The following is a 15,622-nucleotide window of genomic DNA, read 5'->3' as shown; positions in this document are numbered from 1 at the left end:
GCTTTTGAAGTTGCTGGTCAGATAGCTTGGGTTCTCGACCTTTGGCTACGCTTTTTTTCAATGCCTCATAGCCCCCTTCACGATAAAGGGCCAACCATCGATAAATTTGGCTGCGATTAAAGCCGAGCGCTTTGATTACGACTTCAGGACTTTCGCCAGCTTCCACTTGTTGTACTGCACGAATGCGAATTTCTTCGAGCGTATCGTGACTTAATTTTCTGCCATCATTTTTCATGACTGTATTATACAGTGTTGGCTAAGTTATGCACCCTTTAGTAGAAGAGCTTTTTGATAGTCTTAAATTGAATAGGTCAAATAAAAAATTATAATGTTTTTAATATTTCCCTTTTCTCTGAATTCTTAATTGATTTAATCTGCATAAGAATTATGTTTTAAAAACCAAATGCTGTGAAGCGTAAATAAACCAATAAATGGCACTAATTCAGACATCAAGCGACTCCCTTGGGTGTACCATGAAAACGCAGTGCAGACAGCACAAAGTAATACAAAAAATAGGCTGGTAAGGCGGGCCTTTGTTGTTGCATGTTGGGTTTCTGAAAGCCCTTGATGTTTCTTTTCTGGATGGAGCGACCCTCGCGCCATCGTAATCACCAACCCCATTAGCGTCATCCACATCAGCATCGCCGATGCGCCCATGATTCCATAGAGTTGATTAATACTGTTTATGTTCATGACAACACTGATTAGTCCGGACAAAAAATAAGCGTTAATCCCAATAAATAGGCGATTTAGTGGCCGTTTGATGCTGAGTAAATAACCGGTGGAAAGAACTGCGGCAATTGAGCTGATGAGATAAGGGCCGAGCCATTCTTTGGTAAATCGTTGATCGATAAACTGCATGTAGACTAAGAAGAGGGGAAGAGGGGAAGATTCTATCGAACCTACAATAAATTGACGTATCCAGTTGGGCATGGGCTATAAGACCATAGAGTCAAAGGTCATAGGGTATAAAAAAGGCGACATTCAGTAAAACGCCGAATCATGTTAATGCAAAAGACTTTATTTGGTAAGATGTGCACCTTAATTACACATGAAATCTGGCATCTAACCGGCGTATAACAGTTATGGTACATCCTTTGTCGCCAAATCTTGAAAAAGACAAAAAAGAGTGGGTTGAAGAAACATCCTTTGGTAAGTGGTTCCTCACTACAGACATTTGGTATAAATATGTCTTGAAAGAGACGATTTTGAATCTTCGTGATTTGATTGATGGGCAATTTAAAACGCAGGGTAAGTTACTTGAAGTTGGGTGTGGTGAAGGACGCTCTTTTAGCCTGTTAGAGTCTGTTTTTCAGCCAGCATCAATCGTCGCGGTTGATATTGATATGAGTTTACTTGAAAGAGCAGAGCAGACGGCACAAGCGTGCTCTGTCCCTGTGGAGGTATTTCAAGCTTCTGCAAAGTCCATGGATTTTCCAGAGAATACCTTCGACATTATTTTCTGCCATCAGCTGTTGCACCATATTGCGTTTCAAGAAGAGGCACTCACGGAGTTTAAGCGTGTGCTTAAACCTGGCGGCAAGCTTTTGGTTAGTGAGTCGTGTCGGGATTTTTTGAATGTTTGGTGGGTGAAATATTTCTTTCGCCACCCGAAGATGAGGCAAAAAAACGCGCAAGAATACAAAGCATTGGTGAAGAAAATGGGCTTTGAATTTCAGGAAAGTGATGTTTTAGAGACCACGCCTTGGTGGTCTAAACGAGATTTGGGGGTATTAGAAAAATACCATCTTCAGTTTTGGAAGAGCTCGGTGAGTGAAATTTCTATTGTGGCAACGAAGCCATGAAAGCGGTGAAGGCAGAGGTGTATCATACATATTTGGCATGAAAATTGGTTTTTCAAACACCGTGAGGTAGTATTGCGTCAGGGCAAAGCTCTGATTGATATAAATTAAAAACCGATTTCTGCGTGTGAAACTTCATTATGGGAATATATCACGTAGTGTTATTTACCTTTCATGGATCAAGTGTATGAAGACCTATTTAAAAACTGTGATAATGGCAGTCAGTGTATTATTTTTAGCAAGTTGCGCCACTCAAATTGTTGAAACCCCAAGCAGGGTTACTCCAGCTACTGTAAAGCTAAGTACGTTTAAAAAAGTTGTTTTAGTCGATGCAGAACTTGCTCCCAATTATGCAGGCCAAGGCGCTAATGAAAAGGCTGCGAAAAAAATTAATGAGCATCTTCAAATGAAGCTCAGTGGAATATTTTCTGATTTAGAGGTTGTCAGTGTAGAAGAGAGCAAAGCTAAGTCTTACACACAATATTCGAACAATGAAGTTCTTGTCATTAAGCCTTATATTAAACAAATTAAGTTTATCGGTGGTGCAGCTCGTTTTTGGGCGGGTGCAATGGCCGGTAGTAGTGTGGTGATTATGGATACTGCATTTTTGGATGGCGCGTCAAAAAATCAGCTTTCCAATCCGGGTTTTGAGCGTTCTGCGGGCGCTTATACGGATGCTTTTGGCATTGCTTCAAATAGAATGCTAGAAGATGTTGCATACGATGTGGTTAACTATGTTAATTCCAATATGTAATTTTCTTTACCTATTTGCGTAAGCAGTGGGTGCGATCAAATTACCTTGTGAGCTCACGGGGTAATTTGATATGTTAGACTTTCCGTTTTTGCCATTCCGTTTTTACCATTTATAACGGTGAGTATTAATTCTTCCTCTTTTTGACGTATTTTTCTTCACTCATACCTCTCTTTCGTGTTTTTTTGCGACTGCATACGTATTCATTGTAAATTCTCTGGTGTCATTCTGGATTCAATGTGACATTTAAGTGGTTTTCCTATCTGCTGTATTGCAAATAAAAATAATAACGAAGCGTTGGCGGATGATCGCTCTTGAGCTCAGAGTTTCTCATAAAGGTTTAGTGTCTTCCGTCATTGCTTTTCATTCTCAGGTAAAGCTTCTCGGAGTCGTTTATGATGCGTACATTAATAGTGTTGCTTTTCTGTTGTCTTCCCTTTTCTTCTCATGCCGTGACACGGACAGTATCTGTTCATTTGTTTGAATGGCAATGGGATGATATTGCCAACGAATGTGAAAATTTTTTAGGCCCAATGGGGTATGCTGCGATTCAAGTTTCTCCGCCACAAAAATCCATTTCAGGACCTCAATGGTGGACACGCTATCAGCCTTTAAGTTATGCCATTGAAGGACGAAGTGGAAATCGTGCTCAGTTTGCGTCGATGGTTCAACGGTGTGCAGCAGTTGGTGTGGATATTTATGTGGATGCGGTAATAAACCATATGTCTGCCGGGCCCCGTCGTTACCCAGAAGTACCTTATGATACGTGGGATTTTAGCGACTGTAATCGCGATATCAATAATTATCAGGATGCCTATGAAGTGCAGTATTGTGAACTATTGGGTTTAGACGATTTACGCACAGGCAGTGATTATGTTCGTCAAAAAATTGCTGATTTTATGAATGATCTTATTAGTATGGGGGTAAGAGGGTTTCGGATTGACGCGGCGAAACATATGCCGTCGGGGGACATCGCTGCGATTAAATCGAGATTAACCGACCAAAGCGTGTATATTTTTCAGGAGGTAATACGTGGCCCTGGTGAGCCTATCCAGCCTGAACAATACACTTATATAGGTGATGTTACAGAATTTAATTTTACCGATACCATGGGGCATTATTTTAAGGGGCGTGCACCTCTACGCGAGATCAGTAATATTGGGTCGTGGGGGGGCTGGATTAGTTCAGCGGATGCGTTGGTGTTTGTGGCGAATCATGATAATCAGCGCCAAAAAACGAATGACATTATTACCCATAAGGATGGGTTTGCGTTAAATAATCTTGCTCATGTCTTTATGTTGGGCTGGCCTTATGGGTATCCTCGTGTGATGTCCAGTTACGATTGGAATGATCACGATCAAGGCCCTCCTTCAGCCGGTGCCAGTAGTTGTGGAAATGGTTGGTTGTGTGAACACCGTGAGAGAAAAATCGCTAATATGGTGGCGTTTCGCAATAATACGAGCGGTGCTTTTCGGGTGACAGACTATTGGGACAACGGAAATAGTCAGATGGCTTGGGGGCGCGGTGGTTTAGGTTTTGTAGCGATTAATCGTGAGGGTGGCTCTTTGAATCGCACTTTCCGTACAGGCATGGCGGCGGGTACATACTGCGATATCATCCATGCGGATTTTAATTACGATACAGGTGAGTGTACAGGGGCAACCGTTACGGTAGATGGCAGTGGTAATGCCAGTTTATCGGTGGGCTCATTCGATGCGGTGGCGTTTCATGTGGGGGCAATAGTCGGAACGGCTTGCACGTCGTGTGGGGGGGCACCTAACAGCGCTACTCCCGTAACGGATCGGACTGGTACTGGCCCGGGCCCAGGGCCTGGACCAGGACCGGGTAATGGAGGTCGGACGGATATTTTATTTACCTGTTATCAAGGCCAAACCTACTGGGGGCAAAGCGTTTATGTGGTGGGTAATAAAGATGAGTTGGGTAATTGGGATCCTGCTCGTGCGGTAAAACTAGAGCCGATTGATTACCCAACTTGGAATGGCAATATTAACCTCCCCGATAATACGGATGTGGAGTGGAAATGCTTGAAGCGGGAAGAGAATAACCATCATAATGGTGTGGAATGGCAGCCTGGTTCGAATAACACCTTTAATACTGGCTCGAATAAAACACCTTGGGCGGGGTTCTAAAAGTATTTGCAAACTAAGGGATCGATTTGCTTTCTTTGGGGCAGATGCGTAGTGGCAAAATGTGTAGTGGCCAAATAAAACTGGCCACTACACTTATTTTGGTGCTTTTAGGTGTTTTTATTCCCTAAGTTTTTTTCAATCCACTGATCTAACTTACTCACTTGTAGCTCATCAAAATAAAGTCCGAAGTCGGTTCTTCTCCATAGCGCATCTTCTGCTGTTAATACCCATTCTTCGTTGATTAAATAGCACAATTCTTTTTCATAAAAGCCATGCCCGAAGTGGTGACCTAAATCGTCTTCTGATTGAATGTCACCGAGTAAAGAATAGGTTCTTGCGCCATAACGATTGGCTAAATTAAATAAAAATTTCTCTGATAACTCTGGGTATGCGGTGGTGAGCTCATCGAAAAATTCATCCCAGTATTTAAATTCACCGCCAGGAAGTCGTGTTTGAGGTTGCTCACGTTTCAAATTATTCAAATAGGGCTTCAGTAAATTCATGGCTTGATTAGCCATACGCCGATGGGCCGTTAAATTACCCCCATAAATGCTGAGTAGAGGGCTTTTGCCGTCGGGACATTCAATATCCAAGACATGCTCATTCATATCGGTAATGCTTACGTCATCACAAATGGCCCGAAACCCCCAACGATGATGGCGAATATCTTCGGTGGTAAACGTTTTATTTAATAATTGGTTGTGTTGCTCAAGTAGTAACGTAGCAAAATGTTGATGAGGTGTTTCATCTTCAGGAGGATGTCCAGTAATAAGTGGACCTACATGTAGCCATCTTTCATCCACTGGTGTGAGGTAGAGAGGCTTAGTGTTTCCTGAGCTTTTGGAGTAAACCGTAAGATTTTTATCTATGCCTAAATGATTTGGGATAATAATGTGATCTAGGCGTAAGCGTTTTGCTCTTCCACGGGATTGTTTTGGCAGTAACTCATCTTGATTACTTTGCACCCACCAGCCACTGGCGTTGATGATGCATTGGCAAGTAACAGATCGCTTTTGTACGATATTGCTCTGTGGGTTTGTCGCTTCAAGAGTCAGTTGCCATTGGTTGTCTACTCGTGCCCCACCGGTAACTCGGTGTCGTGGGGCAATAGTTGCTCCATTGTCTTTTGCTTGCAGAGCGTTTGCTATAACCAGTCGATAGTCCTTTACACCAAATTCTGTGAACTCAAAATGGGGGCCAATCGTATCTATTAAATGGCCAGTGTGTAGAACGCCGGGGTGTAAAGCGTCTGAATGGGGTGCTTCTGCATGAGTTGGTGATTCGTGGAAAGTATGCTTATTAGGTGCTCTTTGCCAAGAGTTAATTAGGCTTGCAGCCACCGTCCAGCGCCAGCTAGATGGTTTTGGCAGTATACCAATCGCATTGAGAGGTGTTAAAAGGTGTGGCGCCAGTTGTCCTAAAAAGCGTTGATCTTGAATGGCACAATAGGTTCCAGGAAAGTTAAATGTTGTAGCCCGCTCAGGAAATGCACTGACAAGGTAGGGATTCATGCCAGAATATCCACTGGCCAGATCTTTGCTTTGGCAAAGTAAAACTGATAAGCCTCGGCGTGCGGCTTCTGCGGCAATGGCTGTGCCATTAATCCCTCCTCCGATGACAGTAACATCATAGGTTGACTGTAATGTGATCATAAAGTGCGCCGATTATGGAGTTTGCTATATAGCCAATAGTTATGGGCATATTACCTATAAGCTTAACGTGTTGAAGTGGGAACTGCCAGTTTGGAAAAGTTGCTTTTTATATTGCTCTTTATGAAGACTAAAGAAGACACCTTCAGTTCACCTATAGAATTTAAAGCTTGAATAAGTAAAAGAGAGGCTTATAGACCCTGTGATCTTTTTAATGTGTTGAATAGACCAGTTTTCACTACCTAAATGCAATTTTATGCGCAATCAATAATGATAAATTTTTGTGCTATCTGGTTAGGCTGAGTTTGTACTCATATCTAGATAAATGGGTGTTTTTTAACGGTGTGACGAGTTGTTAATGTGCAATTGTACTTTAAATTATTAAAAGTTCATGTAATAACGATGGCTACCTATAAGATCTAAATTAATTATTTTTGAGATGGTTTCTTTCATGTTCAAAAAATTTTAAGGTTAATTTAGTGTGATAAAACAATGATTTATCTATAATGTGATTTAATGCTTTTTTAGCAGTAGGTTGGGGTGTTGAAAATGTTTTTAATTTCAATGTCGGTGTTTTTTTGATTTTACTTTGTAAGAAAATATTGTGGAGGTTGACTTTTTTGTGGGTGGGATGTACGTGAAAAATAAAAAATTTTAATTGAGATACGAAAGTGCTCGTTTTGCGCTTTATTTTACTTTTCTTCTTTTTTTCAACCGCTCGAGCGGTTGAAAATATTTCATTGTCAAGTTCTCGCCCTTTAGACAGCCCTGATGGTCAGTATCTTTATCTTGTATACAATGAGGCCTTTCGAAGGTTAGGTATTAAGCTTCATTATGTATATGTGCCATCCAAGCGTGCTTTATCCATGGTGTATAAAGGCGAGGTAGATGGAGAGATTTCTCGTGGTTCTTGGTATGGTCATTACCATCCCCTTTTGGTTCGCATAGAAGAGTCTCATTGGGAGAATGCTTTTGTGGCAGTAGTGAATGACCCCAAAATACAACTCGATGGTTGGGAGAGTCTACGTGGAACGGAATATCGTGTGAGTTGTAGCACAGGAACCCAAATCTGTGATGCTAATTTACCAAAGCTGATTCGAAGTGATCAATTACGTCCTATAACACGAAGCCTCCAAGGCTTAAAGATGTTGCTCGCAAACCGTACTGATGTATTAATTTTATCCGAAACAAGAGCTCAAACATTGATTAATCATCCCGAATTGCCGACAGAAAAATTATATATTGCGGGGGTGCTGGGGTCTTTTTATGGGTATGCGTATTTGCATAAGCGTTACCGCCATATTGTGCCTAAAGTATCTGTCGTATTAAAAAACATGAAAGAAGAAGGTTTGTTGAATCAATATTGGAAAAAAGTAGGGATGAAAGAGCTACTTAAATCACGACAGACTATCAGTTCACAATCTATTAACGACCAAAGTGTGAATTGAGCTTTTACTTGATTTTAATCAGATTTTGAAAAAATAATTTCAATACAGATCGAAAATTCAGTAAAGGTTGAAGTATGACAGCAAAAATACAGGGCGGAGTATAAAAAGAGCCACTCCAAAAATAGAAGTGGCAATCAACGGTCATATCTACAGGAGTATATCAATATATTTTACGTAAGTTTTTTTCGTCTGGATTAGGTTTGTTAATCGATTCAAACTGCTAATTTCAGCCAGTATTGGTTTACTGGTTGTGTCTTGAATGAGTTCATTCATTGAATTCAATCTCTCTAAGCTGGAAAGATGAATTGTGTGTCAAATTGAGTATAGAACAGGTAAGTTAAAATGATTGCTTTTTGTACTTTAAATTTTCTACATTTCCATGTTTTTGGCTCTTGTTTTGAAATGAGTTTGATTTGATGCGCTGGATATTTCTGTTGGAAATATAACGGCTTATACACAAAACTTTTTCGTATGTTAAAACGCTGTGAGGTGGCAGTATAATCACAAGTGAATGGGTGTGTTCTATAATTATATTAAATGCGTAAAGAAAATAGCCGAACAATGGAAGGTTACTTTGGTGAAAGTGGCAGTGTTGTTATTCGTAGTATATTTATTCTTATATTGCTCTCTTTCAGTCGGTCAGGTAACGATTTACGGGATTGAAATATCAGGGTTGCACCAAAAAAATGGTGAAGGTATTTACGATAAAATTATTCATGAAGCTGTGGTGAGGCCAGAAAAAGTTTCAATTATTGTCAATCCCTTGTCCCGAGCTAGGCACTTTTTTCAGAAGTGTGATAACTGTTGTATTAGCCCTTCAAATCTCAGTTATGAAGCTGAAAATTTCTCGAGTGATGGATTGTTACAAACTCAGCCCTTTAATCTCGCTAAAGCGTATGTATTTGTTAAGCCAGGGCAGCCTGCTGTCAGTCGCTTAACAGATTTGCAAGGCAAGAGGGTAGGGGTGAGTCATGGGATGTTTTATGGTACTGCATTTGCCCAAGCTGCTTTAAGCACAGAGGCTGTTCAGAAAGTCGAGCAAAATATTAAAAAGCTTCAACAAGGGCGTATTGATGTCTTTATCGCTTATGTACCTGATGTCTACTTTGCCTTTCAGAATTTACAAATAGAACCTTATCCACATGATGTTAGTATGCCTATCGTGACTCAACAGGAGTCGCTAGTTTGTCGTGGTGTAGTGCCGGAATTTATAGAAAATTTCAATGAAAAAATAGAGTATTTGAAGTCAGTGGGTCGTATAGAAATCTTTGATTAACCTGCTTACAAATTCGATAAAGTCATCACATTTCTTTTGTGGCTTGATCAGAGGTTTCTTTATGCCTTTGTCCGTCTTTCTCTACTAAAGTCACGGTGCTTCTAGTAAAGGAGTATGTTCACTCTTTTATGGTTGGTTCATCATAGTTGACTCAGCCCTTCTTGAAGAATTTTTTTTGGGGGTGAGTTTTTAATTGTATGACCAAATAGTTGTATGACTAAGTAGTTGTATGACTAAATAGTTGTGCGACCAAATAATGGTATGACACAAAGTGTGATTCTCTTAATACACGGCTAAGGTGAAAAAATAAGCAGAACGATGTCTTCCTGTTTTGTCATATGTGGCGTGAGATCACGCTTTTTAAAATCAAGTGAATGAACTGCGGACTGGGTCATGAAAACGATTACATTTATGGCCTTGTTTCGTAGTTTTGAGTAGTGACATTTCCTACTATTTTTCACGAGAGTTTGGCAGCAAGTAAAAACGTTATAGTCAAACGTTCGGTAAAAGGCACAGGCATTCCCTTATATAGTAAGAGTATTTTACTGCAGAGACAGAATTTTTTATTGTATGGCCTGCTTTAAAATAACCATTATTTTCGAAGAAAATAATACCTTGTTGTATTTGTGAAATTGCTCTGTAATTATCGCTATTCATGCTATTGCCAGTCATTATGCTTCGACAGGTTGTTTGGCAGAAAGTTCACAGGCTTGGTGTGCGCTATCTCTCTCTTACCTTAATGTCTTTTTCATTTTGGTTATTTTTATAACCTGGAGGCAAAACTCGTGTATCAACAAATAAAATCAGCGTTTAAATATTCGGCTCTTGGATATTTAGCCGCGTTAAGCCTTAGCGCCCACGTGGAAGCTCAAAATTGTCCGTCATCCCATCCATTAGCTTGTGGTGGGGCTTGTTATGTGGATGCTGCGCAAGCTGCGTCTGGTGGTTGCTCAGTGGGTAACAATAACTTCAATAATAATTCTGGTGGTAATAACTCAAACAATAATTTCAATAACAATGCGGGCAATAACAACGCCGGCAATAATAATGTGTCGACGAATCATTGCCCTTCATCGCATCCATACTCGTGTGGTAGCGCATGTTATGTAGATGCTGCGCAAGCTGCCTCAGGTGGTTGTTTTGGTGGAGGTAACTCAAATGGTGGTGGTAACAATAACAATCCTCCACCCCCTCCACCGAATAATGGTGGCGGTACTCCACCCCCTCCTCCCCCCAGTAATGGTGGTGGCAGTAACCCAGGCAGCTGTGGTTCAGATACTAATCCAACGGGTTTAATGAGTGCGGTTAGCGGTCAACGTAATTCTGATACCCAAGATTGGTGTGATACCACCTGTATTACTTACTTGGCAAATGACACGGCTTGTGTGAATAAAGATAATTTTATTGTGACGACAGGCTTAGTGTGTAGTGATCCTCAAAATGCCATCGAAGCTATTAAAGACGTTGAATATAACCTCTGTATTGATATTGATGATAGCTTTGTTGCTGCTGCGGGTTATCAGGCCTTTAGTACGTCGGACATTCCTCCACTGAATCCGGTGATCACCAAGGCAGATGCAGAAGTCTATTTTAATGCCTTAATGGGTTCTCCACGTGGCACCAATTTTGTGAATGTATTGGATGCCAATAATGATGGCATACTCACGCGTTCAGAAGCATCTCAAGTGAAAGGCAGTGATCCAACTCAAACATTAAATACCGGTTTTGGCTGTGGGCTTTCTACGGATGATGTAATGGCTTATGTGGGTTTGTACATGGGGGATGCGGCTATTGATAAATACGCCGGCGACTTGGATCAATCTGTAAAAGACAATATGTTGAAATTTACTCGTAGTTGGCAGCCTGGTGTTACCGCACAAGACTGTGAGTATCGTGGTGGATGTACCGGCAATAATACGTCTGCAAGTAATGTCTCAATGTGTGGTCGTCGAATTTCCGAGCGTGACCTTGCAAGATAATGAGGATACTCATTGCAGGTTGATCACACTATAATAAAAAAGCCCATACTCTTTTGATATGGGCTTTTTCTATTTACTATCAATCGCTTTTGTATTTTTTTATATTACTTTATCTTTGTATTCGTAAGATAAGTAAAGGCGATTTTAATTATTATGTAGGAGTGCTCTCCAAGGTATCGATATGAAAAAAGTTTCATCATTTTTTAATGATGTCGCCGTTATTTCTCTATCAGGGTTCCTTCTGTTGGGTTGCGAGTCTTCAACAGAAGATATGGTTAATCGGAAGACGCAGGCTCTCCCGGCTCCATCGGAGAGTTATCGAAACCAGGTGTTCACTGCGGAAAAGAAAATTACCGCAACGGGTGGTATTGAACATAACTTCTCTCAGTGTGCGCAATCGCCATTGGATACTGTAGTCGCCATTGACTATTTAGATCCTATGTTAGATGCAAGAGCTGCTTCTCGCGCCAAAGTAGAAAGTGCCCCCTATATTGAAATGACCATCGAAGGGATTCAAGCGTTTATAGAAGAGAACAATATTACCGCGATTGAAGACTTGTTAACCCATTTCCCGATACATTACCGTACTAATTTTTCGTTAGTGGAACACACGCGAGCTACGGGTGAGTCAAACTTAGAATTTCCTCGTATTGTTGTTTTTGGTGCTGATGGACGCTTTTTATTGAATATTGGCACTAAGCCGGATGACCCGATGTATAACAAATTGGATGTTGCTCAGTTACATACGGATACAGGGCAATGGGAATTCTCTGTGTTTGATTTTGATCCGCCTTCACCCACTTTGACACGTAATGATCCCAGTTGCGCAGAGTGCCATGGTACTCATAATGCTCGCCCTATCTGGGGAACCAATGCCCAATGGATTGGCGTTTTTGGTGATAATATTGCACGCGGCCCTCAAGCCGAGGCTTTGCATGAAACGCATTTGGAAAAAATGCTATCTATCATAGAGGGTGAGGGAGGCTCACCTCGTTTTGAATTTTTAAAGTGGGATGATCAGCCTTTAATTCGGGGTGGAAAACGCCGTTTGGCAAATCATGCTTTTGGTGCCGAGTTATTATTGTCCAACCTGGCGATGGGAAGTGCGACATCGTTAGGCAGCTATCTTAGGTTAAAGCAACATGCCCCAGAGCAATATCAAGCACTACGTGAAGAATTGTTACTGGCCTATTATCTGAAAAAGGGAAATGCTTTTTTATCCGAGTCTGAAAAAGCGGTGTTTGAAGCATTGGTAAGTACCTTAGACAGTTCCATTCAGGCCTTTTCTTTACCTGAAGTGCATCCTTATCAAGAAGGTCATCCAAATTTTGAAAAAGTGAATAAACCTATTTTTCTTGAAAAAATTTCCTTTAGCTATTCTGCCAGTATTCAAAAAGACAAGACCTTAGATAAATTGTTAACAGGCTTAGGTGTCAACCCGGCTGAAGCATTCTCATTGGCAACGTTGTCCACCAGAGAAAAACCGTCTACTCATTGGAGTATGGGGGCGGGTGATTTATACGATATGTTGATGCTTCAGGTGTTGGATGATTTACGAAGGGATAACCCAGAGGTTGATCAAATACTCAGGCGTCGCGTAGTGGAGGAAGCGATTTTTAATTGTCCTATGACGGCGTCCAATATCAGTGAGGTTGTCGATTATAAAATGATGCACTTATTTTACCTATCTGGAAAGTCACGCTATGACGTCCATGAAGTTTTTTATCCCTTGGATGTAGAAGATATTTATGATCGGGTTTTTATGCCAGTGGCACACGATTTAATTGGCTATTTGAAAAGCTCAAGCAGTACGGAAATTTAAATGGCATTTCCTCATTTTTAATATAAAAACTGGCGATACTGTTTATAAAGCGTGCTTATAAAGTACCGCCAGTTGATACAAGTGACTCGTCTGTTATAAGAGGCTGTCAGTTTGTTGGATTTAGTCTGTTAGGAAAACATTACTAATGGTGGTTTCGTTATTTTCTGTGCCGCTATCTTTGTCATTGATAAGGATTAAACGATAACCGGAACCAGTAAAGTACTCTCCCACAGGGATGCTAATGGTTTCAGTACCTGACCCGCCGTAACGGAAGTCATCAATACCGTAATTTTGTGAACCGATTAAATTAAAGGTTCGGTTTGATGAGGCTGTGTTACTTTGGCTTAAACCGATACCATGAATTTCACCCGTGCCATTGGCGGAAAAATCAAAGGTCAGTACGGTATCTTCAGAAATAGTGAAGGTCTCATTCGTGGCTCGCCAGATGTTGCCGCTGAGTTCAATGGTGCACCCGTCTGAAACATAGCTCCCTGTGTTGGTGTTGCTGTAAGGGCTAACATCTTCTAGCTCGATACAATCGGTTGGAGGAGGCGGTGGTGGTGGGGGAGGCGTGTCACCACTGATGGTCAAAAACTCAGCCGAAACAGTTCCCCAGGTGCCTGTCTCGTCTTGGGCTCGCACATAGATCATGTGCTGCCCTTCACTCAAGCCCGAGGTATTAATTACTGCACTGGCATCTTCAGTGACTTCATTAAATGAGCCATCATCGCTGGTCAATGGGTTAGCCACTGCCCCACTTTGCCAAGGTGGGATATCGATGTAGTACTCCACTGCGGAGATATCTTGGGTGGGTTCACGCCCGTTACTGTTATTAAAGCGTGCATCACTGGTACGAATAGAAAGATCAACTGATGTTCCTGCTTGAACAATATCCGCATCAAGCCTTAGTGATGTAATATCTGGGCCACTAGAGGTAATGTAAGGCGTTCTAACCACTTTGGCGGCATAAATTAGTGCTTCAAGGTTGTCCGGTAAAATGGTGTTTGTATAGGTACTACAGCGTTGGAAAAAGGCGGTGCCTAATTCAAAAGTATAAGCAGCGACACCTAATTCACCATAACTCACCGCATCCGAAGTACCATCGGTGGCATAGAGGCCGATGGATTGTTCTGGCGAGTAACCATTGAAAAACGCGAATTTTCTTCCTAGAGATTGTAAGTCAGAGCCATTTGGTGCCTGACTTCGGGTTGACCCCCATGGCCAAAGAACCAACTCACTGTAACTGTGAATATCAATATGGATACCGCTTGTGGTTCGCGGAGCTGCATCATTTTGATTCGGACCACGTGAGTCCGGCCATAAGCTTCTTGCATAGCGTTCGATAGCTTGTGTTTCGGGTTCGGAGCCGGGGCTTGGTCCTCGGTACGTATCATTGCATTGACTTCCGCTGGAGCCTTGTCCATTGGTAATATTCCACGTAAAGCTAAAGTTACGGTTTAAGTCGGCCCCTCGTCGATTACTGGTGCTACCGCAGTAATTTTGGTTTGCGTTTTTGCGCCAGGAGATGCCTGTTTCGGCTTGTTTGCGAGCGTCTGGGTTGGCTTGTAGCATCAGGTGTACTTCATGATGATCCAATATCCATGTGGCATCCGCATTAGTACCATAACCATCAACAAGCCAATTAGCGAAGGCCAAATTTAACGGTGCGGTGGTGTATTCACGTGCATGGATGGCACTGTTAATAAATAGCTTGGGTTTGTCGCCACCGATATTTTGATTTGTTAGCTTTAATACATAAATATCGTAACCGCCACGATTGGTGGTTTTTTCCCAAGAGTCACCCACGTCAATCCATTCAGCAAGTGAGGGATTATTTCTTACAATCGCTTCTGCTTCGTCATAAGTTTCTTCTACGGTTTCATAACAGGAATAACCTGGAATGCTTGCAATGGAAACGTCGTCTGAAGCCGTTCTGGCAAGAGTGCGTATTTCCGTTAAAATAGCGTCGCGTTTTTTAATAAATTCGGAAGCTGTGGTAAATGTGAAGCCAAATGGCTTTAGCTTTTCTTTTTCTTCTTCGGTTAATTCTAAGACTAAATAACCTTTATTATAATGGGTTTCCATTATGTTGTTATGGAAACTTTTGGCCGCTTGGCGCGCGGTATGTACATCAGGAAAATAGGCGTTGTAAATATTGGTGACCTCAAGCTCCGCTTCGATATTGGCGAGTAGCTGTGCTTTTTTCGTCAATTCCGTAGGCTCGGCAACTAAAGAACTCGCAGTAATGCTCATTGCCAGGGCAACAGAATATGGCAGAATTTTTTTTGTTTTCATGTAAAGGCCCATTTTGTGAAGGGGTGTCAATGTTTTCATCAAATGACTTTGATTTAGGCTCCTGTTAACGCTTGGTAATTCAAATGGGAGTCAAAAAACAAAGTTGCAGGACCAATATTTCTTAGTGGTAATCACATGAGTGATTAAATATGGTGCACGAAGAAAATTGGCTTCGTTGAATCTGCAATAGGTGTGCCTATATTTATTTTTATTGGTATACGTTTTAAATAGGCAAAGGGTTAGACTGGAAGTGGTGTGAAATTTTATCTATTGTCTTTGATTGATTTTTCACCTTAAAAAGAAAGGCTTTTTGGCGACATTTTTAATGAATGAAAATTTAATGGACAGTCTGAATTAAAATAAAGGCTGCGCTAAGTTAGGGGCCTATTTAAAACAGTGCACTGTATTGGTGGGTAAATAGTACACGTTTTTGGGTGTTTACATAACATG

11 protein-coding genes are annotated in these 15,622 nt (G+C 41.3%); 7 read left to right on the top strand and 4 right to left on the bottom strand.

The features are described 5' to 3' along the window. Both LU351_RS18980 and LU351_RS18975 read right to left on the bottom strand, forming a co-directional pair. Positions 1–235: helix-turn-helix domain-containing protein (locus tag LU351_RS18980; RefSeq protein ID WP_232592619.1), on the bottom strand; the 235-nt coding region annotated here is incomplete at its 3' end. A 134-nt stretch (positions 236–369) separates the two neighbouring features. Further along, entirely contained in the window at positions 370–933 is a 564-nt protein-coding gene (locus LU351_RS18975; RefSeq protein WP_232595678.1) for a hypothetical protein, read from the bottom strand. A 152-nt stretch (positions 934–1,085) separates the two neighbouring features. On the opposite strand from LU351_RS18975, the gene LU351_RS18970 reads away from it, so the two are divergent. From LU351_RS18970 to LU351_RS18960, 3 genes are all read left to right on the top strand, one after another. After that, positions 1,086–1,805, top strand: a complete 720-nt coding sequence (locus tag LU351_RS18970) for a class I SAM-dependent methyltransferase (protein WP_232595677.1) — start codon at positions 1,086–1,088, stop codon at positions 1,803–1,805. Positions 1,806–1,989: 184 nt separating this feature from the next. Continuing rightward, the gene (locus tag LU351_RS18965; RefSeq protein ID WP_232595676.1) at positions 1,990–2,556 is read left to right on the top strand and encodes a hypothetical protein; all 567 of its coding nucleotides are present in this window, start codon (positions 1,990–1,992) and stop codon (positions 2,554–2,556) included. Positions 2,557–2,948: 392 nt separating this feature from the next. Continuing rightward, entirely contained in the window at positions 2,949–4,703 is a 1,755-nt protein-coding gene (locus LU351_RS18960) for a carbohydrate-binding module family 20 domain-containing protein (RefSeq protein WP_232595675.1), read from the top strand. Positions 4,704–4,810: 107 nt separating this feature from the next. Here LU351_RS18960 and LU351_RS18955 read toward each other — a convergent pair whose 3' ends face one another. After that, on the bottom strand, positions 4,811–6,355 hold the full coding sequence (locus tag LU351_RS18955) for an FAD-dependent oxidoreductase (protein WP_232595674.1): 1,545 nt from the start codon (positions 6,353–6,355) through the stop codon (positions 4,811–4,813). 737 nt (positions 6,356–7,092) lie between these two features. On the opposite strand from LU351_RS18955, the gene LU351_RS18950 reads away from it, so the two are divergent. The 4 genes from LU351_RS18950 to LU351_RS18935 all read left to right on the top strand — a co-directional run bounded on the left by LU351_RS18950 (position 7,093) and on the right by LU351_RS18935 (position 12,877). Then, positions 7,093–7,800, top strand: coding sequence for a substrate-binding periplasmic protein (locus LU351_RS18950; RefSeq protein WP_232595673.1), 708 nt, complete (start codon positions 7,093–7,095; stop codon positions 7,798–7,800). Between the two features lie 517 nt (positions 7,801–8,317). Next, complete coding sequence (locus tag LU351_RS18945; protein ID WP_232595672.1) at positions 8,318–9,076, top strand: transporter substrate-binding domain-containing protein; 759 nt, start codon at positions 8,318–8,320, stop codon at positions 9,074–9,076. A gap of 785 nt (positions 9,077–9,861) precedes the next feature. Then, positions 9,862–11,055, top strand: a complete 1,194-nt coding sequence (locus LU351_RS18940; RefSeq protein WP_232595671.1) for a hypothetical protein — start codon at positions 9,862–9,864, stop codon at positions 11,053–11,055. Positions 11,056–11,236: 181 nt separating this feature from the next. Next, the gene (locus LU351_RS18935) at positions 11,237–12,877 is read left to right on the top strand and encodes a hypothetical protein (protein WP_232595670.1); all 1,641 of its coding nucleotides are present in this window, start codon (positions 11,237–11,239) and stop codon (positions 12,875–12,877) included. Between the two features lie 120 nt (positions 12,878–12,997). Here LU351_RS18935 and LU351_RS18930 read toward each other — a convergent pair whose 3' ends face one another. Next, positions 12,998–15,172: a M14 family metallopeptidase gene (locus LU351_RS18930; protein ID WP_232595669.1), complete on the bottom strand. Its 2,175-nt coding sequence runs from the start codon at positions 15,170–15,172 to the stop codon at positions 12,998–13,000. Positions 15,173–15,622 lie beyond the last annotated feature (450 nt).

Origin of the sequence: Marinibactrum halimedae, assembly GCF_021234875.1 — a bacterium.
GTDB classification, from domain to species: domain Bacteria; phylum Pseudomonadota; class Gammaproteobacteria; order Pseudomonadales; family Cellvibrionaceae; genus Marinibactrum; species Marinibactrum halimedae.
This window is presented reverse-complemented; position numbering and strand designations above follow the sequence as displayed.